Annotated in this window: 26 protein-coding genes; 12 read left to right on the forward strand and 14 right to left on the reverse strand. The window is 46.5% G+C overall.

Annotated elements, in window-relative coordinates; translation table 11 throughout:
• Positions 1 to 16 precede the first annotated feature (16 nt).
• From BLV33_RS12835 to BLV33_RS12850, 4 genes are read right to left on the reverse strand one after another with little or no spacing between them, the layout of a single operon-like run.
• Positions 17 to 379, reverse strand: coding sequence for a succinate dehydrogenase/fumarate reductase transmembrane subunit (locus BLV33_RS12835; RefSeq protein WP_090791862.1), 363 nt, complete (start codon positions 377 to 379; stop codon positions 17 to 19).
• An 18-nt stretch (positions 380 to 397) separates the two neighbouring features.
• Entirely contained in the window at positions 398 to 811 is a 414-nt protein-coding gene (gene sdhC, locus BLV33_RS12840) for a succinate dehydrogenase, cytochrome b556 subunit (RefSeq protein WP_171909134.1), read from the reverse strand.
• 28 nt (positions 812 to 839) lie between these two features.
• The gene (locus BLV33_RS12845) at positions 840 to 2,576 is read right to left on the reverse strand and encodes an FAD-binding protein (protein WP_090791870.1); all 1,737 of its coding nucleotides are present in this window, start codon (positions 2,574 to 2,576) and stop codon (positions 840 to 842) included.
• The gene (locus BLV33_RS12850; protein ID WP_090791874.1) at positions 2,576 to 3,298 is read right to left on the reverse strand and encodes a succinate dehydrogenase/fumarate reductase iron-sulfur subunit; all 723 of its coding nucleotides are present in this window, start codon (positions 3,296 to 3,298) and stop codon (positions 2,576 to 2,578) included. The genes BLV33_RS12845 and BLV33_RS12850 overlap by 1 nt, the downstream gene beginning before the upstream one ends.
• Before the next feature lie 127 nt (positions 3,299 to 3,425).
• Between BLV33_RS12850 and BLV33_RS12855 the strand changes: the two genes are divergently transcribed.
• Entirely contained in the window at positions 3,426 to 4,181 is a 756-nt protein-coding gene (locus BLV33_RS12855) for a GntR family transcriptional regulator (protein WP_090791878.1), read from the forward strand.
• A 15-nt stretch (positions 4,182 to 4,196) separates the two neighbouring features.
• A complete protein-coding gene (locus BLV33_RS12860; protein ID WP_090791882.1) occupies positions 4,197 to 5,084 on the forward strand; it encodes a sulfite exporter TauE/SafE family protein in 888 nt (295 codons plus the stop codon).
• On the opposite strand, the gene BLV33_RS30710 is transcribed toward BLV33_RS12860, so the two are convergent.
• Positions 5,039 to 5,251 carry a gamma-glutamyltransferase gene (locus BLV33_RS30710; protein WP_090791887.1) on the reverse strand — a complete coding sequence of 71 codons (213 nt, stop codon included), beginning with the start codon at positions 5,249 to 5,251 and terminating at the stop codon, positions 5,039 to 5,041. The genes BLV33_RS12860 and BLV33_RS30710 overlap by 46 nt on opposite strands.
• 461 nt (positions 5,252 to 5,712) lie before the next feature.
• Here BLV33_RS30710 and BLV33_RS12870 point away from each other — a divergent pair, with 461 nt between their 5' ends.
• From BLV33_RS12870 to BLV33_RS12905, 8 genes are all read left to right on the forward strand, one after another.
• On the forward strand, positions 5,713 to 5,895 hold the full coding sequence (locus tag BLV33_RS12870) for a hypothetical protein (protein WP_090791891.1): 183 nt from the start codon (positions 5,713 to 5,715) through the stop codon (positions 5,893 to 5,895).
• Positions 5,896 to 6,002: 107 nt separating this feature from the next.
• Positions 6,003 to 7,280, forward strand: a complete 1,278-nt coding sequence (locus BLV33_RS12875; protein ID WP_090791894.1) for a dicarboxylate/amino acid:cation symporter — start codon at positions 6,003 to 6,005, stop codon at positions 7,278 to 7,280.
• Entirely contained in the window at positions 7,277 to 7,462 is a 186-nt protein-coding gene (locus BLV33_RS12880; RefSeq protein WP_090791897.1) for a hypothetical protein, read from the forward strand. Before BLV33_RS12875 ends, BLV33_RS12880 begins: the two co-directional genes overlap by 4 nt.
• Before the next feature lie 286 nt (positions 7,463 to 7,748).
• Positions 7,749 to 8,027 carry a UxaA family hydrolase gene (locus BLV33_RS12885; protein ID WP_090791901.1) on the forward strand — a complete coding sequence of 93 codons (279 nt, stop codon included), beginning with the start codon at positions 7,749 to 7,751 and terminating at the stop codon, positions 8,025 to 8,027.
• A gap of 3 nt (positions 8,028 to 8,030) precedes the next feature.
• Positions 8,031 to 9,185, forward strand: coding sequence for a UxaA family hydrolase (locus BLV33_RS12890; RefSeq protein ID WP_090791904.1), 1,155 nt, complete (start codon positions 8,031 to 8,033; stop codon positions 9,183 to 9,185).
• Positions 9,186 to 9,281: 96 nt separating this feature from the next.
• Positions 9,282 to 10,352 (forward strand): Ldh family oxidoreductase, encoded by a 1,071-nt coding sequence (locus tag BLV33_RS12895; RefSeq protein WP_090791907.1) that lies wholly within the window; start codon positions 9,282 to 9,284, stop codon positions 10,350 to 10,352.
• 215 nt (positions 10,353 to 10,567) lie between these two features.
• Positions 10,568 to 11,344 (forward strand): FadR/GntR family transcriptional regulator, encoded by a 777-nt coding sequence (locus BLV33_RS12900; RefSeq protein WP_090791910.1) that lies wholly within the window; start codon positions 10,568 to 10,570, stop codon positions 11,342 to 11,344.
• A 99-nt stretch (positions 11,345 to 11,443) separates the two neighbouring features.
• Positions 11,444 to 12,493 (forward strand): YeiH family protein, encoded by a 1,050-nt coding sequence (locus BLV33_RS12905; protein WP_253187057.1) that lies wholly within the window; start codon positions 11,444 to 11,446, stop codon positions 12,491 to 12,493.
• 426 nt (positions 12,494 to 12,919) lie between these two features.
• Here the strand turns inward: BLV33_RS12905 and BLV33_RS12910 are convergent, their stop codons facing one another.
• From BLV33_RS12910 to BLV33_RS12950, 9 genes are all read right to left on the reverse strand, one after another.
• The gene (locus tag BLV33_RS12910) at positions 12,920 to 13,156 is read right to left on the reverse strand and encodes a hypothetical protein (RefSeq protein WP_090791918.1); all 237 of its coding nucleotides are present in this window, start codon (positions 13,154 to 13,156) and stop codon (positions 12,920 to 12,922) included.
• 208 nt (positions 13,157 to 13,364) lie between these two features.
• Entirely contained in the window at positions 13,365 to 14,723 is a 1,359-nt protein-coding gene (locus tag BLV33_RS12915; RefSeq protein ID WP_171909135.1) for an SLC13 family permease, read from the reverse strand.
• A 936-nt stretch (positions 14,724 to 15,659) separates the two neighbouring features.
• Positions 15,660 to 16,856, reverse strand: a complete 1,197-nt coding sequence (locus BLV33_RS12920) for a hypothetical protein (RefSeq protein WP_090791926.1) — start codon at positions 16,854 to 16,856, stop codon at positions 15,660 to 15,662.
• Positions 16,857 to 17,321: 465 nt separating this feature from the next.
• Positions 17,322 to 17,684, reverse strand: coding sequence for a hypothetical protein (locus tag BLV33_RS12925; protein WP_090791929.1), 363 nt, complete (start codon positions 17,682 to 17,684; stop codon positions 17,322 to 17,324).
• Between the two features lie 610 nt (positions 17,685 to 18,294).
• A complete protein-coding gene (locus BLV33_RS12930; RefSeq protein ID WP_090791932.1) occupies positions 18,295 to 19,461 on the reverse strand; it encodes an iron-containing alcohol dehydrogenase in 1,167 nt (388 codons plus the stop codon).
• An 11-nt stretch (positions 19,462 to 19,472) separates the two neighbouring features.
• Positions 19,473 to 20,675: an MFS transporter gene (locus BLV33_RS12935; RefSeq protein ID WP_090791935.1), complete on the reverse strand. Its 1,203-nt coding sequence runs from the start codon at positions 20,673 to 20,675 to the stop codon at positions 19,473 to 19,475.
• A gap of 280 nt (positions 20,676 to 20,955) precedes the next feature.
• Positions 20,956 to 21,600: a ThuA domain-containing protein gene (locus BLV33_RS12940; RefSeq protein ID WP_090798897.1), complete on the reverse strand. Its 645-nt coding sequence runs from the start codon at positions 21,598 to 21,600 to the stop codon at positions 20,956 to 20,958.
• Between the two features lie 28 nt (positions 21,601 to 21,628).
• Positions 21,629 to 22,354, reverse strand: coding sequence for an SDR family NAD(P)-dependent oxidoreductase (locus BLV33_RS12945; protein ID WP_090791939.1), 726 nt, complete (start codon positions 22,352 to 22,354; stop codon positions 21,629 to 21,631).
• Positions 22,355 to 22,404: 50 nt separating this feature from the next.
• Entirely contained in the window at positions 22,405 to 24,036 is a 1,632-nt protein-coding gene (locus BLV33_RS12950; protein ID WP_090791942.1) for a cellulase family glycosylhydrolase, read from the reverse strand.
• Positions 24,037 to 24,232: 196 nt separating this feature from the next.
• Between BLV33_RS12950 and BLV33_RS12955 the strand changes: the two genes are divergently transcribed.
• Both BLV33_RS12955 and BLV33_RS12960 read left to right on the forward strand, forming a co-directional pair.
• The gene (locus tag BLV33_RS12955) at positions 24,233 to 25,204 is read left to right on the forward strand and encodes an ABC transporter permease (RefSeq protein WP_090791945.1); all 972 of its coding nucleotides are present in this window, start codon (positions 24,233 to 24,235) and stop codon (positions 25,202 to 25,204) included.
• 19 nt (positions 25,205 to 25,223) lie between these two features.
• Positions 25,224 to 26,111, forward strand: coding sequence for a carbohydrate ABC transporter permease (locus BLV33_RS12960; RefSeq protein ID WP_090791948.1), 888 nt, complete (start codon positions 25,224 to 25,226; stop codon positions 26,109 to 26,111).
• Positions 26,112 to 26,154 lie beyond the last annotated feature (43 nt).

Here is a 26,154-nt window from a genome sequence, read left to right on the forward strand (position 1 = left end):
AACCTCCCCAGTTTTGTTAACCTATGGTCATAATTTTAATTAAAGCGGCTCCACCCCAAAGGGAAAATACAATTCCCACCACCATCAATACAATGCTCCAACGTTTAATTACACGACTGTTGCTTGTATAATCAAGAACAATATTGCGGACTCCGTTTAACCCATGAAATAACGCAAGAGCAAGCAAACTAAAATCCAAGGTGATATACCCAATCGTACGTAAACGTTCTAATAAATTCGGATAACTCGGGTGCACATCGGGATGAGCATAATGCAGGGTCCACATATGAATTACAATTAAAAAAATTAGGGCGACACCGCTGACTCTTTGAAAAAACCAGGTAAGCACATTTCTTTTTATTTTAGACGTCATATCCATGGTTAAATCTCCTTCCTATTAAAGGAACGCTCGAATAAACAGCCAAATAAATATGCCCGCTGAGAAACAACAAATTACCACAAACAACTCTTTTTGTTTTGTCATAAAAAAACCCATATCCATCAATACCAATCGAATTCCGTTTAAAGAATGAATAAGAACACCGGCAAGAATGATTAAATCGATAAAGAGAAAGACAGGATTATGAAACAGAATCTGAAAGACTCCTGTAAAAGCTTCCTCCCCCATGAACATAGCTGTTCCCATCGTGCCAATATGGGCTAGCAAATACAATAATAACCCTACACCGGAAATGCGGTGAACAAGCCAAGCTTTCATCCCTACGGAATGGCGTCTCAATACATCTACCCTTGAAATCCGGGGGTCAACTTCAATTAACTTGTGATCTTTCGTTATTTTTACTTCCTGCATCAGATTCACCCTCCTAACATCTGCTGAATTAACTTGCTGCGACCTTAACTCTGGCATCTTCCCCAAAAATTTCTTCAGGCTGCACATGAGTAAATTCAACATGTTGAATCTCTGTCTCAGGCCTATCCTGACCTTTTTTCATGAAAATATTTTTGTACCAATTCTCATTATCCGTTACCGGGCAATCTGTACGGAAGTGAGAACCCCGGCTTTCTTTCCGCAAATAGGAAGCTATGGCGATCATTTGTCCGATTTGTACGATGTTTTTAACATTCAATACTTCATGCCATGCGAGGTTATAATCTCGTACCCCAGCGACACTAATTTGATCAACACGTTCAGCATATTCCGCTAACTTCTCAATAGCAATTTTGAGATCGGGGCCATTTCGTACGAGCCCCACCTTTTCCCACATCAAGTCGCCAACTTCTTTGCGCAATTGAAAAGGGTTCTCACCCTTTTCCCGTTTAAACGGCAGCATCATTTGGTCAACAAACAGATCAACCAGGCTTTCAGACACTTTATGACGTTTCACCGCCATCACATATTCAGCAGCAGCATCTCCCGCGCGTGCTCCGAAAACCGTGGAGTCTGCTACTCCGTTACCGCCAAGGCGATTGGAGCCATGAATCCCTCCTGCATCCTCACCGGCAACAAACAGTCCGGGTATTCCGCTAAAGCAATCCTTATCAATGGTGACTCCACCCATGTGAAAATGTCCGGTAGGACTTACATCAACGGGCTCCATACTTAGATCGCGACCAACATCTTTGCATCGATCAACCATACCTGGAAACATTTTTAACACTTTTTCACGACCCAAATGAGCAACCGATATCTGCACGCCGCCCAAACGAGTACCGCGCCCGGCCATAATTTCCATGTAGGCTGCTCGCGCTACACGGTCACGCGTTGAACGTTCCATCCGTTCCGGATCATACTTTTGCATAAATCGTTCATTGAGTGAATTATAAAGGTGGCCGCCTGCTCCCCGCAGCCCTTCCTCCAATACACCGCCATTCAGGCGCGAGTTTTCGGCGAGCAGTCCCGTAGGGTGGAATTGCATCATTTCCATATCTATGAAATTAGCACCCGCCCGATAAGCCATTGCCATGCCGTCTGCGGCTTTTTCCAGGGATGGAGCAGCAATCCTATACATACTTGCTCCGCCGCCTGTACCGATAATGACAGCCAAAGACTCTACCACGATAAATTTTCCCGAACGCAGATTTAACATTAAACACCCTGCCACAACACTTTGATCGTCGTTATATAAAAGCTCGACAGCGCGCACTTCATCCCAACATATGACACTTTCCTTAGCATAGAGTTGATCCCTTAGACGGTTAATAATTTCTATCCCCGTTAAATCGCCTCTATGTACCGTGCGGTCAAACGATTGTCCGGCAAAAGCCTTCTGATGTACCGTTCCATCCGGATTGCGGTCAAAGAAGCAGCCCATCTTCGTTTCTAACTCACGGATTCGTTTGGGTGCATCGCTGACCAAGGTCCAGGCCAATTCTTGGTTGTTGATCATACCGCCACCCTTAAGGGTATCTTTAAAATGCTTATCAATGGAATCGTTAGGATTCAAAACGACATTATAACCGCCTTGAACCATACGGGTGCATCCGCTTTTTCCTACCAGTCCTTTTGCAGCTACAATGATCTTCAATTTCGGATTGCGATCGTAAGCATGATGGGCGGCAAATAGACCCGCACCTCCGCTTCCAAGTATGAGAATATCACATTGGGCACGTTCCATTATTTGCTCCCTCCCTTTAATGCAGCGGTAACCGCGCGCGATTTCAATTTTTGTATGGACCATGTGGGAGCTAGCTTTTTCGGGCAAACTTCCATGCAGTTGAAAAGGGTATGACAACGGAGAACTCCATCTTCACCTGCTGCCACCTCCATCCGCTGCCTAGTCCCTTGATCCCGTTCATCCGCTACAAGTGTATAAGCACGATTTAATGCAGCAGGACCGATATAGCTGTCATCCAAAGATACTAAAGTACAGGCGGAATAACAGGCTCCACAGGTAATACAGTCGATGTTTTGATCAATAATTTCACGGCGGCCTGAGTCTGGTGGAATAACGGCGAAGTCATTAGCTGCTTCTACAGTTGGAACAAAATAAGGTTTGATTCGCTGCCATTGTTTAAAAAATGGATCCATATTAACGGCGAGATCTTTAATAATCGGCAAATTCCGCAGAGGTCGCACCGTAATCTCAGAGCCCAACTTCGCAATTTTCGTCCGGCAAGCGAGTCCTTCTTTATTATTCATGATCATTCCGCAGGATCCGCACATGCCAAGACGGCAAGAACAGCGAAATGAAACCGAGTGATCCTGTTCGGTGAGAATAATAAACAGTGCATCCAATACTGTCATATTTTCTTTCGCATCCACGGTGAAAGTATCATACCTGGCCTCCGTATCGACATCTGGATGATAGCGAAGTACTTTGATTTTCACATCTGCCACAAGGATCCCCCATTTCAAGTTTGTTTAAGTTTGTATTGTATGTAATCGTTATATCTTGTATTATAATGTTATAGTACTTTTAGTCAATAAGTAATTCTTACTCATTTAACAGGAGGCTTTCAATTTCATGATAGATCGCACCAGCCATGTTAGTATGTATGCTCAAATTGCAGCAATTCTCGAATCGGCTATACATTCGGGAGAACTTCAACCTAATCAAAAAGTCCCAACTGAAGCTGAATTGATGGAAACATACAACGTGAGTCGCATGACGGCCCGACAGGCCATTGAAATTTTGCATGAAAAAGGCTTGGTGGTCAGAAAACAAGGGAAAGGTACTTTCGTCACCGGCCCGATGCTTCGCCAAGAGTTAGGTGGGATGGAGGCGTTTTACGATTCGTTCTTGAAAAAAGAACTGGAGCCCAAGCTATTGGAAATGAAGGTTACGGACACACCTGATGATGTCATGGAGATTTTAGGGGACCATTTTGCCCAAACCTTGTTTTTAAAGCGCGTTTACTACAGGAACGATGAAATTTACGGTTTCAGCCTCATGTATTTGCCTGTGGAACTGGCTTCCTCCGTTACGTGGCAATTGGCCGAAAAAAATGCCGGATATTCACTTTTAACCAAACATGCGGGATACAGTCTGAAAAACGCTAACCTTACCATTCGCGCCCTTCCCGCGAATAAAGAACAGGCCGAAATATTAAACATTCGCCCCAAGCAACCTTTGCTGCAGCTTTCGCGAACCAGCTATACTTCGGAAGAGCAACCAATCGAGCATATCAAGCTTCACCTTCGTTCCGACAGGTGCGAATTCAACATTGATGTACCCGGTAATTACCTGTTGGTTGATGGAATTAGAAACACTACACCATAATGGGGAGGCGATGGCATGTCATTCGCATTGATGCTCATCGGATTGATTGGTGGAATTTTAACAGGACTGATGTCGGTTGGAGGCGGCCTGATTCTCATTTTTATGCTGCTGCTCATCCCGCCTCTGTTCGGACAGGAATACACCATGCATACGATTGCGGGAATGGTTATCGTTCAGACGTTATTTTCAGCCGGTTCGGGATTGTTCACTTACTGGAAAAGCCGTTTGGTCGACTTTTTCCTTATTCGTTATATGGGAGTAAGTTCCCTCATCGGAGGAGCCATAGGAAGCGCAGTATCTGAAATGATGAGCAATGAACTGCTGACCTCCATTTTTGCCGTTCTTTCGCTGATTGCCACTGCATCCATGTTTATGCGGAGAGTGGAAGCAGACACCCCTCCATATCGCAATAAAGCGTTAGCTGTTTTTTTTGGTCTGGGCATCGGCTTATTGGGCGGGATGTTTGGACTTGGAGCGGGATTTTTATATTTGCCCATCATGATGAATATCTTCAAAACCGAGTCGAGGAAAGCTGTCGGCACCGGACTCGCGGTTGCGATTTTTCTTGTCGTCGGGGCACTGATCGGCAAATCGGCCGGTTCAGGTTTCCCTTGGCTGGAAGGTTTCATTTTAGCCGTCGGAGCCATCCCTGGCGCACAAATCGGTTCGCGTCTCGGACGGAAGTTAAAGTCCAAGGCCCTTCGCTCCATTATGGCTGCGGCGATTGTTATCATATCGATCAAAATTTGGGCCGATCTGCTTCATTTGTACGGCGTTTCCGTTGCGGTCGCTTGGACTGGCCTGGTCTCATTCGCCGTATTGGCTGCGGGCATTATCATGCTTATCCGATTTTACTCTCAGAAGGACGATTCCCTAGCAGAGCGGAAGTCAAACCAACGATAAAGCCTGGTTAGTAGGACAAAAGGAAAAGCTTCTTGTCGGCCGACAGATGTTGGCTCCACAACCGTCAGACAAGCTGCAGTTGCGATAGCCGAATCAATCGCATTGCTGCCCTGTTTTAAAATGTCCAAACCGGCTTGCGCCGTTAACGATTGAGATGTGGCGACCATGTCGTATTTTTACGTACGATACCATCCTTGGAAGCCTAAGGATATTCCAAAGAATCGATCCAGTTTTGGAATGAAATGACGCAAATGGTTATATGTAAAATAATTACTTAATTTCATAATAATACAACAAACCCGTGTACTTTAAATTTTTTTATAGCGTTGTTTCGTAACACGGCAGGTCAACAACATGGGTTTTATATTTTTTATAAAAAACGCTTGCCAATTTATGAGAACTCGAGTAAAATTTTTTTGCAAGCGCTTACTTTGGTAATACCACTTACCTCTTTATGTATTGTGTGAGTTAACCACCGCACCGCAAGCAGCAAAGTGAGCCAAAGCTAACAATTTAAATATAGGGAGGGATTGCTGTTTCGCAACAAAACGATTTCGGATGTTGTAGCCGACTTGATCGCCATCCATTTGGGGGCGATTCCATTCTTGAGGCCATCCGGTTATATCCAATGAGAAACAGCACAACTGCCGGCGACCATACGATGCTGGCTGTGCTCGGCATCGCCATGATCGTTTTGGGAATTCTGCTTTTATTAAAGAGTGAAGCCTTAAAGCCGGATTTTCCCGATAAAAAAGTGATGCACGTTTTGCTCGGGAGCCTTGTTCAGGAGCAGAATTTATCAGTGATTTAATTTTTAAAATGTAAACGCTATCACATCGGAGGTTTGACTGCCAATACATGTCGGAATATTTCGATTTAGCCATAAAAACCAGTTGTGATAAACAAGGAGGTATTTAAATGAGCAATATTTACGAAATGAGCGAGCCCAACCCAAATAAACTGGCAACAAAACAACAAAAAAGAATTAATTTGAGAAAGATTCCGTTAGCTTATTGGGTTATTATGACGCTGATATTGGGATTCGGGCTCGGACTCTACTTACCAAACAATAAAATTGTACAGGTTATTGCAAAGAGCGGAACCTATTTTCCTAAAACTGTGGTGACTTTTGCAACGGCCATCATTTTCTTCCTGATTGCAGCGGCAACAGCGAGGTTGATAATAACCTATAAGGATAAAGCCGGCAAGCTCTTTAGCCGGACGTTTCTACTCTATGTTGTCCTTGGAATCGTTTCATTATTTTGGTCTTCCCTCTTTATTTTGTTCATCATAGGGTTACCGCTCACTACAGACGGTGCCCAAATGCCTTCATTTGCAACATGGGTATTGCAAGTGGCGGATACTTTTAAAACGATTCTTGCCAAACAACCGCTACTGCAAATTCTGGTTGCAGCCATCGTTACGGGATGGGTGAGTGCTTCCATGAAACAAGTACATGTAGTGGCTAACGGTATTATTCGTATAAGTGACGGTATTTTAAAAGTATTTAAGTGGCTGCTCTGGTATTACCCGATCATGATAGGCTGTCTTGCCATTTATGTACCTATGAAATTTGGGGCTAAAGGGGTTGTTTATTACGGTAAAACCGTCATTTATGTAGCAATTGTATCCATATCGTGGGCACTCTTAATGATGATAGTAACAAAGCTGATCACAAAACGGTCTTGGAAACAGCTGCTATCCTATTTTTGGACAGTATATCCTACCGGTTTCGGGACTGGCGGTTCGTACGACACACTGGCGGTAAACATTATTTCTGCAGAAAAGGATTTGCAATTACAACCGGAAATTGCGGAAGTATCTATTGTATTTGGTACTGTACTAAATAAAAACGCGGCGACCATGGCGGTGATGCTCTGTACTGTAACGGTTTGTTGGATGTTACAAATCCCGATTTCATTTACTGAGATTCTGCTATTGATCCTGCCTCTCTGGATTTTAGGGTTGGAATCTCCCGGTGTTCCCGGAGGAGCCGGATTTTTTATGTCCCCGATTATAGCCGCAATTTTGCAAGTGCCGGATTCGAACCTGTTTGTTACAACTTTCGTAGCCATGTATTCCGGATTAATTCCCATGCTGACCACAGGAACTAATACGGTTGATGATGGTTTCATCGGCGCTATGCTGGAAGACCGCTTTGCACGCTCATTGATTAAGGAGGTCTCGTCGTCATGAAAGTTTTAGGATATCTCGTATTATTGTTAGGGGTCTGGATGATGGTTTCTCCACAAGCGATAATCGGTCTCCAAGAGCTGAAATGGATAGCAAAATATGCGTTTCCCGGGGAGGCCTTCCTTGGAGCATTGGTGGCCGCCGGTTCGTTTTTGTTGATTCGGCCGTCCAAATCACAAGAGTAAACATTATCAGGAAGACTTTTATGTTGATTTACAGTCGTCCGGATTTCCGGACTCTCCGGACCTTCTACCATTCGGATTTGATATTTTTGGCAAGATAATCCTTATCTGCTGTAGCTACAAAAAAAGAAATTCGCAAATAATTTCAGCATCTGGACTTACAGTTTGGCAGAAAAATGTAATTTATTATTGTCAAACCGCCAAAGATGGATTATAATTAAAACGATATTGGTAATACCACTTACCACAAAGATCAGTCATCTAAATCATCTTCAAGGAGGCTCACGCGATGCACAAGTTTCTGATTCACAAACGGGGAGACCACGTCGGAGTAGCTACGAGAGACATCGAATCCGACGAAAAAGTAATCGGCGTCTACATGGACGACGATTCGACCATTGAGGTGACAGCCAAAGGGCAAATACCGTTGGGGCACAAAATTGCCATAGTGGATTTGGATCCAAAAGGTTCCGTTATCGAGTATGGTTTACCGATCGGATCTGCTCCGGTAGGTTTTATAATCGGTGACTATGTTCACACACACAATATTAAAACTTTGAGGTGGTAGACGATGAAACAACTGTATGGTTACCGTCGTGAAAACGGCAAAGTAGGGATTCGCAATCATGTTGTCATTCTTCCGGTAGACGATATTTCCAACACCGCTTGCGAAGCGGTGGCGCGTAACATTCAAGGCGTGATTGCACTGCCGCATGCCTACGGGCGTCTTCAATACGGGAAAGATCTTGAGCTGCATTTCCGCACCATGATTGGAACCGGTTCCAACCCGAACGTGGCAGCCGTTATCGTCATCGGCATTGAGCCGAACTGGACGAAAATCATTGCCGACGGCATTGCCAAAACCGGCAAACCGGTTGCCAGTTTCTCCATCGAGGGCAACGGCGATCTGGAAATCATTCGGCAAGCGTCCTGGAAAGCGAAAGAATTCATACAATGGGCCTCCGAGCTGCAGCGCGAGGCGATCGAGTTGAAAGACTTGACTGTGAGCATCAAATGCGGCGAGTCGGACACAACCACTGGACTCGGCTCCTGCCCGACCGTCGCGCAAGCGGTCGACCGTCTGGTCGATGCGGGAGCGACCGTATTCTTCGGCGAAACTTCCGAGCTCACCGGCGGCGAGCATCTCATCGCCGACCGGTGCGCCACTCCGCAAGTGCGCCAGAAGTTCATGGCAATTTATGATGATTACATTTCCGAAATCAAATCCCAAGGTGTCGATCTCCTTGGCTCTCAGCCAACTCAAGGCAACATCGCCGGCGGCTTGTCCACGATCGAGGAAAAAGCGCTCGGAAACATCGAAAAAACGGGTACGAAGAAAGTGATCGGCGCCCTTGAGCCTGCGGAAATGCCGCAAAACGGTCCGGGTTTGTACTTTATGGATTCTTCCTCCGCGGCGGCAGAGTGCATCACCTTAATGGCGGCCGGTGGAGCGGTTCTCCATTTCTTCCCGACCGGTCAAGGAAACATCATCGGCAATCCGATCGAGCCGGTTATTAAAGTAAGTGCCAATCCGAATACGGTAAACTCGATGAGCGAGCATATCGACGTAGACTGCAGCGGTCTGCTGTCCCGTGATATCAACCTGACCCAAGCGGGAGACATGCTGATGGAATATCTGTGCAGAGTCGTCAACGGGCGTTATACTTCTGCAGAGGCGCTTGGACATAAAGAATTCGTCATGACCAAACTGTACCGCAGCGCATAATGTATAACTTTACTTAACCCTATATATTTAGAATGCCATTCCTTTAGTTGGATGCCCTACCGGGTATCCAACTATAGATTTATATGAGGTGATCACATGCCTTCCCCTACTATTCCATCTCATTACCTCCCCCGGGAGTTGGTCGGTTTCGTGCAAAACGTATTCATCCGGTTGGGAATGCCCCAATCGGATGCAGCCGTCGCGGCCGATTCTTTGGTTCAGGCGGATCTGGAAGGAAATGAAAGTCACGGCATCAGCCGGCTTGGCATCTATGCCAAACGGATGCGGGAGGGACGCATTGCCGCGGTTCCCGATATCCGCCTTGAAACATGCGGGTCCGTTCTGAAAGTTGACGGCGGGAATGGTCTTGGGCAGGTCGTGTCGTACCGCGCTTTGGAAGCGGCCATTCCTCTGGCAGAAGAATCCGGGATACTCAGCGTGTTTGTAAACAACAGCAACCATTTCGGGACGGCAGCCTACTTCTGCCAACAAGCATGTCGGTCGAATATGGCATTGATCGCCATGACCAATTCGCCCCCCGGCATTGCCCCGTGGGGCGGCAAAAAAGCTTTCTTCGGAACCAATCCGATTGCATTCGGCTTCCCCGCCCGCGAGGATCCTCCGGTACTCATCGATATGTCGTCAAGTGTGGTGGCCAGAGGTAAAATCATTCTCGCCGATAAAGTAGGAAAACAAATTCCGCAAGGCTGGGCTATCGATGAAGAAGGTGTCGAAACGACCGACCCGGCCTCTGCTCTTCGCGGCGCGGTACTTCCTCTCGGAGGAGCCAAGGGATACGCTCTGGCGCTGGCCATTGAAATAATGACGGGCGTGCTGAGCAGTGCGGCGTACGGCCCCCACGTGAACAACCTGTACAAGGACGGAGATCCTCCGGCTAACGTGGGACACAGTTTCATCCTTCTTAACATCGCCAAGTGGATGGCAATCGATCATTATTTTGCTATAATAGAGCAGTTCATCCAGGATGTTAAGGCGGTGCCCAAGAGCAAAGGCACCGATGAAATTTTCTACCCTGGCGAACGGCGCTACAACAAATTCAAAGAGCGTTCCAACCAAGGGCTGCATATAGCTCATGAGGTCGTCACGGAGTTGAAACTTCTCGGCGAAGAAATGGGCATCCTCTTTCCCGAAGGAGCCAACCCATGAAAGTCATAATCACGGAATTAAACTGGCCTGATGGCAACGAATTGTTTAGAGCCAAACGTCGTTTATAACCCTGAACTGTGGAAAGACCGGGAACAGATACAAATGGAATTTAGGAAGCGGACGCCCTCATTGTACGAAAAGTGAATGGGGAACCCCTCAAACTACGAACATCAGCTGAAAGTCATTATACAGAGTGATTAGAAGGTAGGAATTGTATGTTTAAATCGATTAACGAGGAACGAAAAACCTTTTCCCGCAAAGTGGTGGAACATATTCGTGAGCTCATCGCCACCAAACAGCTCAAACCGGGAGATAAACTTCCCGCGGAACGAGAATTGGCGGAAATGATGAGTGTCAGCCGGCCGACCATCCGGGAAGCATTCAAAATATTATCCGCTATGGGCTTGCTCAGCATACGGCAAGGTAATGGCGTTTTTGTTGCCGATCAAAGCTTACGGCTGGACAATTTGGCGTCATTTTTATTTTTGCAAACCGACACCATATTCGAATTGTTCGAAGTGCGTAAAATGATTGAAACGGAAAGCGCAGCGAAGGCGGCGAAACGAGGCACGTCCGCCTATCTGGAAGAAATCTACAAAACGACTCGTGACTGTTATGACAAGGTAGTGGTACATCCGCAGTTTGCCAACAAGGAAGAACGTGAAAAGTTTTTGTCCGAGGCGGACCATCAATTTCACCTGATGGTCGCTGAAGCAGCCGGTAATGAGGTGGTAGTACGCGTGATGAACAACCTGATCGATCTGTTGCGTCAAAGCCGAATGCAATCTATGAAAATTCCGGGAAGGGTCGAGCAATCGCTGCAGGAACACATGCTGATCGCCGAGGCGTTGAAGGGCCAAAACAGCAAGCTTGCCCGCTCGCGGATGTTCGACCATCTGACCAGTGTCGAGAAAGCTCTGATACTGGAACTTGAGGAAGCCGGCAAATCCGTCGGCTCTCCGGTGGAAGCCGGAACCTCCGTTGAATTATAAGCCGGTCTGATGAACTGCATCAAAATGTGCGATGACTGCCAGGTTTCGTCATATGGTATAGTGTACAAGAATCAAATTTCATGTTGGGAGTGTTGAATTTTGCAAATTCCGAGTATACAGCCTGGCCCCATCGCCACTGCTGCAACCGACTCGACCAATGGATGGAAAAGACCTCTGAAAGGAATTGCTTTGACAGTGACGCTCGCTGTTTTGGCGGGTCGTATAGCGGAAGCCCCATTTTTTTCCATTATGGGTATCATGGTTATATCCATCATGCTTGGCGTCGTGTGGAAGTCCGTTATGGATGTCCCCGCGGATGCCGGTATCGGGATCACGTTCAGCAGCAAGTTCCTACTTAGAGCAGGAATCATTTTGATGGGAATTCGACTGAATTTCACTCAAATTTTGAAAGCCGGACTGTCGGTCGTGCTGATCGATATTATTGTGATCGTTTTTACACTGGCATTTATCATTTTTTTGGGCAAATGGTTAAAGGTGGATAAAACTTTAGTGGCCTTAATTGCCGTTGGAAGTGCGGTTTGCGGAGCAGCGGCCATTGTAGCTGTCGCGCCGTTAATCGGCGCAAAAAAAGAGCAAACAGCCATCTCCGTCGCCTGCATTGCAATTTTAGGGACTTTAGGGGCAGTCGTTTATATTTTTCTATACCCTTATCTGGGATTGGATCCCTATTCATACGGCGTGTTTGCCGGCTCAACGCTGCATGAACTAGCACACGTCATTGCAGCTGGAGTTCCCGGCGGAATTGTAGGAAGTGATATCGCTATTCTTGTCAAACTCGGAAGAGTTGCACTTCTGATCCCTGTCGCCCTGGTGTTGGGCTATTTGTACCGATCCGGCGAGCCTACGGTAACAGGCAAGAAGAGTTTGAAAAACCTTCCCGTGCCATGGTTCATTTTCGGCTTTTTGGCAATGAGTCTTGTCAATTCGACGGGTTTGCTGCCTGATTCGGTAACTAAATTCCTGATTGCGGCCAGTATTTTCCTAATGTCGATCGCAATGGCCGGTCTTGGCCTCAGCATCAATATTACCGATTTCAAAAAAGTGGGAAGAAATACGATTGTTGTGGCCGTTGTCGGATTTATCGCGTTGGCCATGTTGGGACAAGGGCTCCTGGCATTATTTTATTAGTCCTTATCGAACGGTTTGCAAGCGATTAAACTTTAAGCATACGGAATCCGTCTTATTCTGGCGGATTGCCGTTTTTTTTTTGCTCGCACTCCCCTCCAGCCCGGTGGCGGTCACCCTTCCGACTGCCAGTCAGCCTGCTGAAATTCCTTCAAATAACAAAACACCGAGATGCAAATGAGTAAACTGCACGCAATTTCTTTGAGCAACAACATACAAATCACCCTCATTATTTTTTTAATTCCTATAGGAATAGTAGTATTTATTATCCGCGAAAAATTTCTGTTTGTCAATGTGCGTGCAAAACAAAAATTCGGTGGAGACCAAATGTGAATTCTACAAAAAAAGGCCACCTTGGCAAGTGGCCTAATGATCCTTCTTTTCAATACTATACTATGCCCGAAACCTTCCCTCTGCCCATTTCCCTATTTAACTTATCGCCATTAACTTCTTGCGCTCAGCTTTAGCCGTATTAATCTCCTTTTCATATCCCTCTCTGACAACGCAATTCCATCTGAATGAACATATACTGGCCGTTCGTCCTAACCGATCTGCAGCCTCTTCAAAAGCCTTTAATTCATAACTTCCTGATCGGATGTGCTTAAGTGTTATTTCTGCTAAAATCGTGTCATCTTCAGTCATCCAGCTGTCTTTTTCCTGTCTCATTATCTCACCTTCATATTCCCTTTTTTATGCATTCTTAGCTGATTAGCTGTATTTTATACTCAGTATAGTTGTGTTGTTACCTACCAATATCACCGTTCGCTCTGATGCCTCGGGAAATTATCTGCATACCGCATTCAATATGGAACTACCTACTTGACCGGGCATCGTATTCAACTGCGAAAAATCGCGAGGTTACCGATTCTATTCTTCACCTAAATAACGGAAGGGACAGGATCCACGGCCAATACAGTCTTGAAGCGATATATAGAGTTAGGATGCCAGATATCGAAAAAAGGGTCCCTATCCGAACCATATCCCAAGTACGGACAAGACCGCTTGAAAAGACAATGGCGTTAGCGGGCGAGGAAACCGGTAAAATCATGCCCATTGACGAAGCGAGAGCCATCATGACCGGATCGGTAACTTTAACTCCGCCGAGCACGATAATCATAGGTATCGTTAAACTTGTCGCCACCGTATCGCTTATGAATATGGATAAAATCAGGGTCACCAGGGCCATTGCAAAAAAAGCAGTCGACTGGGGCAAAGGATCCGCAGCGACCTGCTGAACGATATATTGCGCAACTCCCGATTCCTTCAACGCGACTCCTAGACTCATCCCACCGCCGACAAGCAGCAGGGTGTCCCAGCCCATTTCCTTCAGATCTACCGGCTTTAACAAGCGGGTAACAAATAAAAGAATTATGGGCACAAGTGCAACCACACCGTCCGGAATGTGATGCAAGGGGGTTGTCAGCCACAAAGAAACCGTAACCAGGAAAATCACCAGAACTCCTGCGGAATCGATGCCCCACTCGATCCTGTCTGCCGTCTGCCTCTCAACCTTGTCCTTGTTCGCCGGCGGAAAAATGACCTCCAGCCCCCAGTTAGCGAACAACAGCAGTACACCGCAAATCGGTGCCGTCAATATAAACCAAAGTGGAAACGACAATGCAGAGCCAGCACGAACTATTGCATCCATGGCTAATGCGTTCGGCGGCGTGCCCATCGGGGTGGCCATCCCCCCAATTGTCGCTCCGATCGGAATGGCGAGCAAAATGGCTTTGCTAACATTTTTTCCCGTATGGGTCTTCACAATAGGTACGATTACCGTCATAAACAGAACCGTTGTAGCAGCATTTGAAATCCACATGGAGACGGCGGCGCTGCTCAGGAGTAAGAGTGTAACGAGACGCCGTGGATTACCGCGGCTTTTGTGCAGTATCCATGCAGCAATAATTGAATCCAGATTGTATTTGTGCATGGCAAGGCTAAGCGCAAATCCTCCCAAAAAAAGCGTGATGACCGGGTTGAAGAAAGGCCCGAAAAATAGCGCTGTCCCCTTCTCTTCCCAGATTCCCCACCTTCCGAGAAAAACCGCTTCCAAAAATAAAATGACACAGGAGGTCAAAAATAGCGGAATCCATTCCGTTACCCACAGGATGACGGCGATGACCATAATGGCCAATGTAATTCTCATCGACTGATCCAACTGTGAGGTGAACTGGTAGGTGATCCCCCCGGCGGCCAGGGATAGCCCGAAGAGAAACAGATTGCGGACGGCCATATTGCACCTCGCTTGTATATTTGTAGACGGTCCTTGTCGACATTTCCATTCCATTTCTATACTATGTACAAGCACCGGAATTAAGAATATTTGGTTGTGGTGCAAGAATTTTATCCTTGATAATATTGAATGAATTGACAAATTGGGATGGGGCAAAAAGAAATCAAATACATTCAAATGGAAACATTTTGAGGCGGAAATAATACTGTTGACGGTAAGATAGTATTTTCAATACCGTTTCAGTTATCTAGATTTAGTAGAAATAATGTCTGAACGAGGATTTCTATTTCACACACATCTATTATGAGAAGGTTTACGAATATTCTCCTTAAAATAGCAAAGAAGTTCGTCCCATCTAAAACCAGTGAATGATTCGTGGCGGGTTGATGAGACTTATATCAAAGTAAAAGGTCATTGGCGACCACCAACTTAAAAGGAAAAGGTGGAAATTAAAGATAGGATGTTTAATTCCTCGCGGTACTTAACCAGCAGGTCCGTAATTTGTTGGTCAGACAGCGGATGCCTTTTTATCCTCGAGATCCACAAGCCTTTTTATTTTGGTGATCTATCTACGGATCCAGGTATCTGCTCGTTTACGCAGGCTAAATTATAAATCATACTTAATTGCATTAAGTATGATTCAAAAATTAATTTTCGCCACAAAGTCATGTTTGTATCATTCATAATAATTTAGTAATAATGAATGTATCAATGGTCAGTGGGAGGGTCTCTTTAATGGAGTTCGTACAGGTTTTTCGTCAGAAATTACAATACCTTTTTTTAATTCCTTAATATTTTCTATGTTCTCCATAATTGGCTTCTATTTTTATATTCGCTGGCCCCTGCTATCATCAAACGACATAATACGTTCAAGATTGTCTTAAACAAAGGTAGTGACAATATTTTCAAATAGATCTTTTCGTCAAGTCGTGAATCTCATCTCATTGGCGACTCGAAGACCTTTTTAAGCAATAGCCCTTTGATTAATTCATTCTGTGGCACCTCGTTAAAACTTAACGCTCCAATCTGGAATGTCTGCTCGTCGTCACTGATGATAAACTGCAAGACCGCCTTCACCTCAACGTCTGCATAGGTACAGTATCCGGAGAATTCAACTACATTGGCCCCCGTCGTCGACCTAAAATACTTCCAAGTGGGTGACCCGAAAAAATTCTGGAATGCTTGTTCATACGTGACGTCAGGATAGCTAGAATTCTTTCCATTTTTTACACCGAGAACATATTTATTATTGCGGTCAGTTACATTCCGGATCTGATCCCTGACTTCCGATTTTGCTTTGTCTACTGTGCGTTTATCCACCTTTTCTCCTAGACTCAGAATCCGAGAAAGCGCCCCACCAGACTCCTTAGAATTATCCTTATTCTTAGCGTTCTCTTCGCTGACAGCTAGAGCTTTCTTCTCCTGTTGTTGCTTTTCCTCTTCGGCCTTCTTTGCTGTTGCCTCCTGCTGCTTCTTTTCCTCTTCAGCCTTTTTAGCTGCGGCCACTTGCTGCTGGTTCTCCTCTTTTGCTTTCTTCTCTTCCTCTTGCTTTGCTTTAAGTTCCTGCTGTTTTGCGAGCTCTGCTTCTTTTGCCTGCTTCTCCGCCGCCTTCTTGTCTTCTTCCTTCGCTGCGGCAGTTGCTGCTTCCTCTTGCTTTTTCTTCTCTTCCTCAAGTTTTTTTGCTAGTTTTACCGCATCCATTTGGGCCTTATCTGCGGCCTGTTTCTTCTGGTTTTCCTCGTAAATCTTTTGGCTTATCGCCAAATATTCCGGAGTGTATTGCTTATGTATGGCAGAGGTGATAATACCGAATACGATAAAATAAACAAGAAGCCCCAGCAGCGAGGCTCCGATTCTAACCAGGAGCTTGAGGTGGTTGAGTGGTTTTATCTTCTTGACACTTCGCCATGAAGCGAAAATACTGTAAGGAATAATGATCAGAAAAAGTATGTACACGATATTTTCAGAAAGCTTGATAGAATCATCATGGCCAGACGAGGTGTAATCGTTATGAACAGACAAGCCACCTACAACAAATAAGAACATGAATAGATAAATGATAATTGCAGTAATTTTCTTCCAAAGTTTGTTTGTTCTAAAACCCGGAATATGGCGTATGATTTTGTTGAACATCTAGATGAGAAGCCTCCCTAAATTACTCATTTGTAAGTTTTATACGAAGTAATGTTCAACAAATTCCGCCAAATTCCTTCATTCCCTATTTTGAATATATCCCAATTGGAGGTGCCGTTTTGGCTAAAATGATTATTATGTACAAGGAACCAAAGGACAAAGAGGAATTTGAGAGACATTATTTCGAGGTCATGTTCCGCTGGGCAAAAAGATACCCAATATTAAGAGCGAATCTATACAACGTGTTATCGCTACACAAAACACATCTTTAAAACTTTATTTGATTGTTGAACTTGAGTTTGAAAATACGGATGCCCTTAACCAGGCTTTATCCAGCGCTGAAACAAGCAGCAGCAGAAGACGGACCACGATTATTTAAATATCTTCACAGACCGCCTATCATTACTATCGTTGAGTAATGTTTTCTAATCCCGTGGCCGCACCTCCATTGAAATCCGTAGTTTGTCATTTTAGTACTGCGATGACAAGTGCAATGATGGCAATTAAAGCAATTATTCCAGTCATCTTATATTTGGAATCAGCCTTGGTTTGCTTGGAGGAATCAGGAAACATAAACTTCATTTGTTTCTGCATGGTGTTAAATAATTGATTGATAACATTTTCTAATCTCTCTAAATGCACTTCCAATGTTGCAGCAACTTCATTATTGCTATCTTGTTCAATTGTGGGGGGCGTTACCATCCCACTTTTGTATTCGAAATAGTGTTCAAGAATCATCTCATTGTATTTGAAATAATGAATGATTGCCGCTGCGCAGAGATCCTTTTTTTCTTTAGAGCTTAGAATGTCATTTCCAATAGCTTTCATTAGACCAGTGGATTCTAACACATTCTGTACTATTGTAGGATTGTTTACACGGAAACCTTCAAGATCATGTGAATTTTGACGACAACGGTGCAGCCGACGTGCCCTGTGCGAAAAGACAAGAGTGCTTCTAAGTCGGGCGTTGCCGAGATTGATGTGCAACGCTATAACTTAATTGAGGGGTCTTCTCCGTAGACGAGATTCTTTTAAGTAATAAGCAATACCTTGACGCAAGCTCAGAGAATGAAATCAGTTTTTGTGCCACATGGCACGAATAACTCGCGTCCCCAATCCGTCCCCAACCCTACTAACTTCTCACTCAAACCCCTTATATATCAATAGACTTACAGATTCGATATGTGTCGTATGCGGGAACATAGGATACTTTGCTCACATATGTAGGCTAAAGCCTTGATAAATCAATATATAAGGGTTTTGTACAGTTGAACATGGTTCTGTTGGCTGTGTTTATTCGAAAATAACGACTTTCGTCCACCGAGAAGACCCTCCCTACTTCGTTGAGAACGGGTCTTCTCGGCTGTTATAATAAAATCATACTGACCGTATTAATTCTTCAAGACTTCTTTATGATCGGGTTCAAGACGCCGCTCTCCTAAATAACATTATCGTGGGTCTCTTGAAGAATATGTAGGTAATCCTCAGCACCAATCGAACGGATATTGCTGGACGTTGAGTTATTTTGGACAGCTAACTCGACGATACGCGAAAAATCCTCTTTCCTTACTCCTGGAAGGTCTTTCAGCTTCGGAATTTCGAGCTTTGTCGTAAACTCCCTGATTCCAGTTATCATTTTATGAATAGCAATCTCATCGTTATCCGACTCTGCAGCAAAATTCATTATTCGTGCCAAGGTGGCATGGATCGGCTTCTCTTCTTGAGTGTTAAATTGCAACACGTAGGGCAAGAATACCGCGTTCGCAACCCCATGAGGTGTATCGTACAGCCCGCCAAGCGCCTCAGCTAAGCAGTGGACAGCCGCAACATCGCTCGAGCCAAAACACAACCCCGCTAACAGACTGCCTTCCAACATGTTATAACGAGCCTGTTCATTTTCCGGATCCCTAAAGGCGGTTGGCAACGAAGAAACAATCGTCTGCATCGCCCTTGCGCCAAGTGCTTGCGAGATTGGATTGGTGACTTTGCACGTATAGCCTTCAATCGCATGCACCAATGCATCAACACCTGTTGCCGCTGTGACAGACTTCGGCACTGTGAACGTCAATTTCGGATCAAGAATAGCAAGCAGTGGCCGCAACGAGGCATGCTTAAGCGTAAGTTTCCGATGTGTGGAAGACTCTGTAATGACTGCGGAACGCGTCACTTCCGATCCGGTGCCTGCCGTAGTCGGAATACAAATAATGGGCGCGATGTTGGTGTATGCCCTTCTTCCTTCAGAATATTCAATCGGCGTACCTCCATTCGGACCAAGCAGTGCGATCGCTTTCCCGGTATCCATAGCGCTTCCGCCACCAATGGCAACCACAGCATCCATGCCCTGCTCAGTGAACAACTTGGCCCCGGCAAGGCATTCCGTATCCCTTGGATTTTGCGAGATTGTATCAAACAGAACAACCCGGTAACCTGACGCTTCCAACGCAGCTTGAATCGGTGATGCTAATCCTGCCTTTACGACACCTGGATCACTGACTAATAGAATGGATGAACCAATCTCTAAGGATTTCAACAGGTTAGGCAGTTGTCCGGATTTTCCAATCCCCATCTCGATTCTCGTATTACTGAAGTAGCTATAGCTTTGCATCTGCATTTCTCCTATCTATTTATAAATCGTATCATCGAACCCCTCATATTCGATCCTCTCTCCCGGTACAACACCATTCCGATCATAAGTAATGATAGGGCTACCAGCGTGCTGGGTATGAAGAATATGTTCGGCGTTATCCCCTGAATGAACAGAGGCAAGAAATATCCGATTAAAGTAGCCGTCTGCGCTATGAATACGTATAAGCTTGCTCCAAAGCCAGTTCGGCTTATGAACATCCGCTGCACATATCCCATGGCAACTCCGTACAAAATCGAAACAAAGAACGAATACAACGGCTGTACGGCAAAGAAGACAGGAAGCGAGGAACTGCTCGTATAAGTCAAAAAAGTGGCAAGCGCAAAACAACCGCCAAGAAAAATAATCTTCTTACTGCCGTACCGTGCAGCCCAATATCCGCCCAGTGTCATGAACAACAACTCAAATACCGCCTGCCCGCTCCATATGTAGGACATGATCTCCGGCTTACCGAACAGCTTTAATACGACAAGCTGCAAATATAATCCTCGAATGGCATCGGCACAAGAGAGGATCAGCAGCGCAATCAGCATAATAAGGGAGAACGGTTCTCCTTTCGCCGCTTGCTTCGCTGCCGGTTCTCCCGTCGTCTCCTTAAACAACAGCAGCAGAATCACCAAACACACATATCCTGCCATATTTCCCCACAGAACGCCTTTAAACGTTGCAATGAGGAAGATGTTTGCGCCAAGCAACAGCCCCGTAAAAAATCCAACGCTATAAGAGGCCCGAAGCCATAGCTGGGCCATCTCCACAATGTCACCGGCGGCACGGGAGAAATGATTTCTAGCCATAGCGAACAGCTGCCCCATGATCAGTCCGGACGGTGCGACGGCAATCGTCATTCCGATGAGTGCACTCCGAAAGCCAGTGGCATTCATGTAGATGAACAACCCGATTATGCAAAAGAAAGCCGCTAATACTGGGAGCTTCTTCTTACTCATCAGACGGTCGCTGATCAAACCGACTGTAATTGTAATGGCCATGTTGCAGAACAAGGATACCGCGAAGACGGCTACGATCTGTATTTTAGAAAGCCCAATGCTCTGGTCGAGATATACCGCGTTCATAGGTGCCAAAATGCCGGTTCCTATACCATAGAGAAATAACATGGTGAGCAGCGTTCTCGCTTCGGGGATCAAAACAAACTTGCGAACATCACGAATGACTTGCATGGTTACCTCTCGCTATTTGTAAATTGGGATAGATTTGTCTTGGGCATAGGCATTTAACAAGATAGAGATTATTTTTTTCATCAAAATTCCTTATTAAATGAAATAAAAAAAAAGACCGCATTGCGATCGTTTTATTTTTGTTCAACGATATAAAGTTCTTTTATTTATTATTTTAGCATGTTTTCATTAATAATTCATCGCTTCAACTACAAATTTCAGAATATATGCGACCAACTACCCGTGACGACAACTTCTTTATGGTTCAGACGCTTCATCCTCGCTAGCTCCTCCTTTCATTCGAACAAGCCCACATTCCGCTTTGAAGAATAAGCTTGCGGTACATCAGATTTTTAAATGAGTGAATATGATGACCCGGCATGAGATACACGACTCTGCCCAAGCCGTATTCATGTGCCCAGGCCGCAGGCCATCTCGCCCCATCGTGCGTATACTCGAGCAGAACGGTTGTTTCGGCGAAAGGGTCCCTATCGAACCGGTAAGGCTCCTCGTCCATGGCAAATCCTTCAATCCCTTCCTGAATTTCGTGTCCTGCCTCGGTTGGATGGAATTCGAGCGGACCGTAAGGCGGATGTCCGGTGAATTTGGCCCCTATCATCTGGCTTAGCTCGAAGCGGGCTTGCAGCGAAATTCCGTTATGAAGAACGAGCAGCCCTCCGCCTCCCGCGACAAAGCTGAGAAGACCGGCTGTCTGAGAAGATGTGGCCGGACTTTCCCATCTATCGGTGTAGGCGATGCACAGATCATACGGCTGCAGTCCGCCAGCATTCAGCAGATCCCAATTTTCGGTACTAACAAGATGAGCCTCGTTCTGGAACACCTCCGTAAGTTCCTGTTCGACGGCTTGCAAGGGATGATATTGGGCAAATACGTTGTCGCCCAGAAGCAAAGCTTTTCGTTTGGACAGCATATCCGGCGGTCTCCTTCCTGAGCTGCTACCAGTGCATCTCTCTTCCTAAGTAGTCCAAGAACGACGGGGACGCGGGGATGTCTTCCGCAGCCTCATAACGAAGCACCGTGTCCACGATGTGGGCGGCCGCTTCCTCCGCAGGCAGATCGGCCTCCTCATTCAGCTCCCCGCTCATGTACGTCTTCATCCATCCAGGATGAATAATGAGAACGCGTCCTCCCTTGCTTTTCAGCTCATTATGTACGATGTTGGACTGTATATTTAACGCTGCCTTCGACATGCAGTAGCCGTACCACCCCTCACGCCACGTCTGGTTAATCTGGCCGGCCTCGGAAGAAATATTGACCAGCAGCTTCGAATCTCCGCTAAGCAGCAGAGGAGCGAGCGCAGCCGTAACCCTAAGCGGACCAAGCGCATTGACATTAAACGTGCGGAGCATACTCTTGGTGTTCAAACCACTGTAAAGGTTTTGTTCCAAATCTATTGCGATTCCCGCATTATTGATCACAAGCTCGAGCCGGTCCGTCACTGCGGCAACTGCTGCGCCGAAAGCATAGACGCTCTCGTCATTCGACACATCAAGATTGATCGGCATCAAATGCTCCGGATACATAGCGGTAAGCCGGTCCAAAGCATCCCATTCCTTCATGTACCTTCCTGCAAATACGGTATAGTTTCTTTTCAGCAGCTGCGAGGTCAAAGCAAAGCCTAATCCCCGGTCCGCTCCAGTCACGCAAGCATAAGCAGTCATCGATTTCTCCTTTCATTAGATTTTAACGGAGCCAACTCCGACGTTCCGAATCAGCCCAATTCCACCCACTGCAGCTTAATGTCTCCGCTCAGCACTCTCAGCGTAACATGGTGCTTGCCGATCGGCAACGCAGTCGCTTCCATGGCAACGATGTCCGACCACTCGACGCTGTCAATGGTTACGCTGACTTCGTGGTCGCCAAGCGTCACCTCCAGCGCATCAGCAGCGTGCTCAGCGTCACCTACCGCTGCTGCGCACACTACAAGCTTGTACGCGCGTGCTTCCGCGACGTTGAACTCGTAGCGCAGCCACTCGTTGACCGCTAGCTGCGCGCACATAATAGTATGCGGCGGCCGCGCAGCCCCGCCATGGTTGGCGAAGTCGACGAAGTTGTCCTCCGACGGATAGGCAAAGCTGAACCCCACGCCATCTGCAGAGCGGAGCGGGATGTCACTGCTCCCATGCTGCTGTGCTGCAGCATGATCCACGCCGGCGCCCTTGTAGCCGTAGTAGGGCGCAATAATGCGAAGCGGGGCACGGCGCAGCATGCTGTTCACCACGTCCTGGCGATACTCGCAATTCTCGATCCGGATGCCGTCCAGATACTCCCATAGGATCGCCTCCGCCGCCTCTACCCCTGGATGCTCGCCTCCGGCTATATAAGCCTGGATCTTGTCCCAATCCTTGGGCGCTCGAATCGAGCAAGGGCTGTTCAGCGTGTTCAGCTTTTTCCACGGCCAGAAATTCCACGAGATGCCGTGATCCTCGAACAGCTGAAAGGCCCCCGCGTACCATTCTGCGTTATTTTCGCCACCCTCGCCCATATAGAGAGGCACGTTCAGTTCAGCGCCTTTATCTATGTACCGCTGAATGCTCTCCGTGTCGGGGGCGTTCCAATATTTATGGAACTGCAATAGCATATTGTCATCGAGTGGCTCTGTAATCATGCTGAAATTCGTTGCCCAATGAGCACCTTCAATGATGATCATATGATGAGGATCAACCTGACGAATGGCAGCGATCAGCTCACGATAGAGGGGGACAAGCCGATCCCAATACTGGCTGAAGTGATCCGGCAAAGGCTCATTCAGCAGATCGTAGCCGGCTATGATGGGGTCATCCTTGTAACGCTTCGCAAGCATGACCCAGAGATCGACCGTAAGCTTCCGCTGCTCGGGGTCAGTAAACAAATCAGGATGATCGTTTAAGGAGTCATCGATATTAGCGCCGGTCTGACCGCCAGGCGCACCATGCAGATCTAGTACTACATAGAGACTGTAAGTACGGCACCATTCTACAAATTGATCGATCAACCTTAAATGACTTTCGATATAATCCCCATCGGCTGCTTCTTCCAAAATGAAAGGCGCATTAATCGGCAAGCGCACGGAGTTATACCCCTCTTCAGCCATACGCCGAACATCTGCCTCAGTCACATATCGCTCGTAGAACGTATCCCAAAACTCAGCCGCCTTCTCTTCTCCGATCAACTCGCATATCCGCTGCGCTATCCGCCGAGGGCGATCTCCTCGATCCCCGCTGAACTTCCACATATATCCTTCCGGAAGCAACCAATTGCCCAGACCGACACCCCGGAGCAGCAGCGGCTTGCCATCTCCATCCAGCAGCTGCCTGCCATGTGCGCGAATAAATCCTGTACCCTGCACGGCCTTGTCTCCCATATCAACAACCTCCATTGTCTCCATATAGCGCTTTCAAATGTATGTTAGCACCATTAACCATTCAGTGATACATCACCTGAAAAATGGATACCATAGCTGAAATTTGCACCCTTACATCGAAAGCCGATACGACCTACAATGAAGGATATGTAAATGCTTACAAAACGAATTGGACAGAATCGGAGGTGCAGCCAGGATGAACACAGAGGCAGATATCCCTATCCAGAATACCCTATCAACTGTGGCGGCTAGGAGATCAGCGTCAAGGCGGCTGCGCAAATTATACGGACAGCGATATTTGCAAGCGATGGCGCTTCTTGGCGTCGCCTGGATGATTGTGTTCAACTATGTGCCGATGTATGGGATCATCATCGCCTTCAAGGATTTTAATATCGTCAAATCGATTGCCGAAGCGCCCTGGACAGGACTCAAGCACTTCAAGGCTTTCATGGAGGATGACAATCTGGCCTATGTCATTAAGAATACGTTAGGCATGAGCGTCCTCAAACTGCTCATCGGTTTTCCGCTGCCGATCGGCTTTGCGCTTTTTTTGAACGAGCTTCGCTCCATACGCTTCAAGAAGCTGGTGCAGACGATCTCGTATCTGCCGCACTTCCTCTCCTGGGTCGTTCTCGGGGGCATTCTGGCTACGTGGCTGGCTGACGTTGGGATTATCAATAACATCCTGATGGCACTGAATATCATCCAAGATCCAATCAGTTATTTGGCGGAGCCTCACTATTTCTGGAGCATCATCATTACATCGGACATTTGGAAGGAGCTTGGCTGGTCGGCAATCATTTACCTCGCTGCGATCACCGGGGTATCGCCGGAATTGTACGAAGCGGCCACCATCGACGGAGCCGGACGCTTTCAGAAAATGTTCTATGTTACGCTGCCCTCGATCAAAGGTACAATCACCATCCTTTTCATTCTTGCCGTCAGCGGCATTCTGAACTCGAACTTCGACCAAATTCTCGTGCTCAAAAACCAGCTCAACGAAAGCGCCAGCAATGTTATCGACGTTTACGTATATCAAGTAGGTATCCTGCAGAGCCGCTATTCTTATGCGACCGCAGTCGGACTGATCAAGTCCATCATCTCACTCATTCTGCTGCTATCGGCGAACTTCATCACAAAGCGCTTAAACAATACGTCTTTATTCTAAGCAAGGAGATGACTAAGTCATGCTCTCCCTTAATCGCAGAAGCTTCAAAGACCTAGCCTTCGACCAACTCAACAATGTGCTGATGCTCGCCATATGCTTCGCTACCCTATATCCTATCTGGTATGTGCTCGTTAACTCCCTAAATGATGGCAATGACGCTATGCGGGGAGGCATTTACTGGTGGCCGCGCATTTTCAGCTTCGACAGCTATTTGGCCGTATTCGCCAATGACGGCATCATGCTGGCAATGGGGGTCACCGTAGCCAAAACGCTCGTCGGCACGGTAATCCATGTGCTTTTCACAGCTATGGTGGCGTACTCCTTCTCACGCAGGGAGCTGATAGGCCGCCCAGTTTATATGGTGATAGGCACGATTACGTTGTTTTTCGGTGGAGGGCTCATTCCTCACTTCCTGCTGATCCGCGACCTGGGCATGCTCGACAGCTTTTGGGTGTACATCATTCCAGCGATGTTCAGCTTCTTCGATCTCATCATCTTCCTGTCGTTCTTCCGGGAAATTCCTGATGCGCTGGAGGAAGCGGCGAAGATCGACGGCGCTAACGATCTCAAAATCTTTTATCAAATCGTCCTTCCGGTCTCCATGCCCGTTGTAGCCACGATAGCGCTCTTTCACGGGGTGTACCAATGGAATGATTATTTTACCGGGATGATCTATATCAACAAAAGTGATCTCCAGCCGATCCAAACGTATCTATACCGGGTTGTGGCGCAGTCCAGCTCCAATCAAATTGCGGCTGCGACGACCGGCAGCATTGCCCAGTCCGTATCTTCTCAGTCCATTAAACTGGCGACGATGGTCGTAACGACATTGCCGATTGTCATCGTGTATCCATTCCTGCAGAAGTATTTTGTAAAGGGTTTCATGATTGGCTCGATTAAAGGTTAAGGCAAGCAAATTCAGGTGACAACTCTGTCTTTGACAGAGATTG

Origin of the sequence: Paenibacillus sp. GP183, from assembly GCF_900104695.1 — a bacterium.
GTDB lineage: Bacteria > Bacillota > Bacilli > Paenibacillales > NBRC-103111 > Paenibacillus_AI.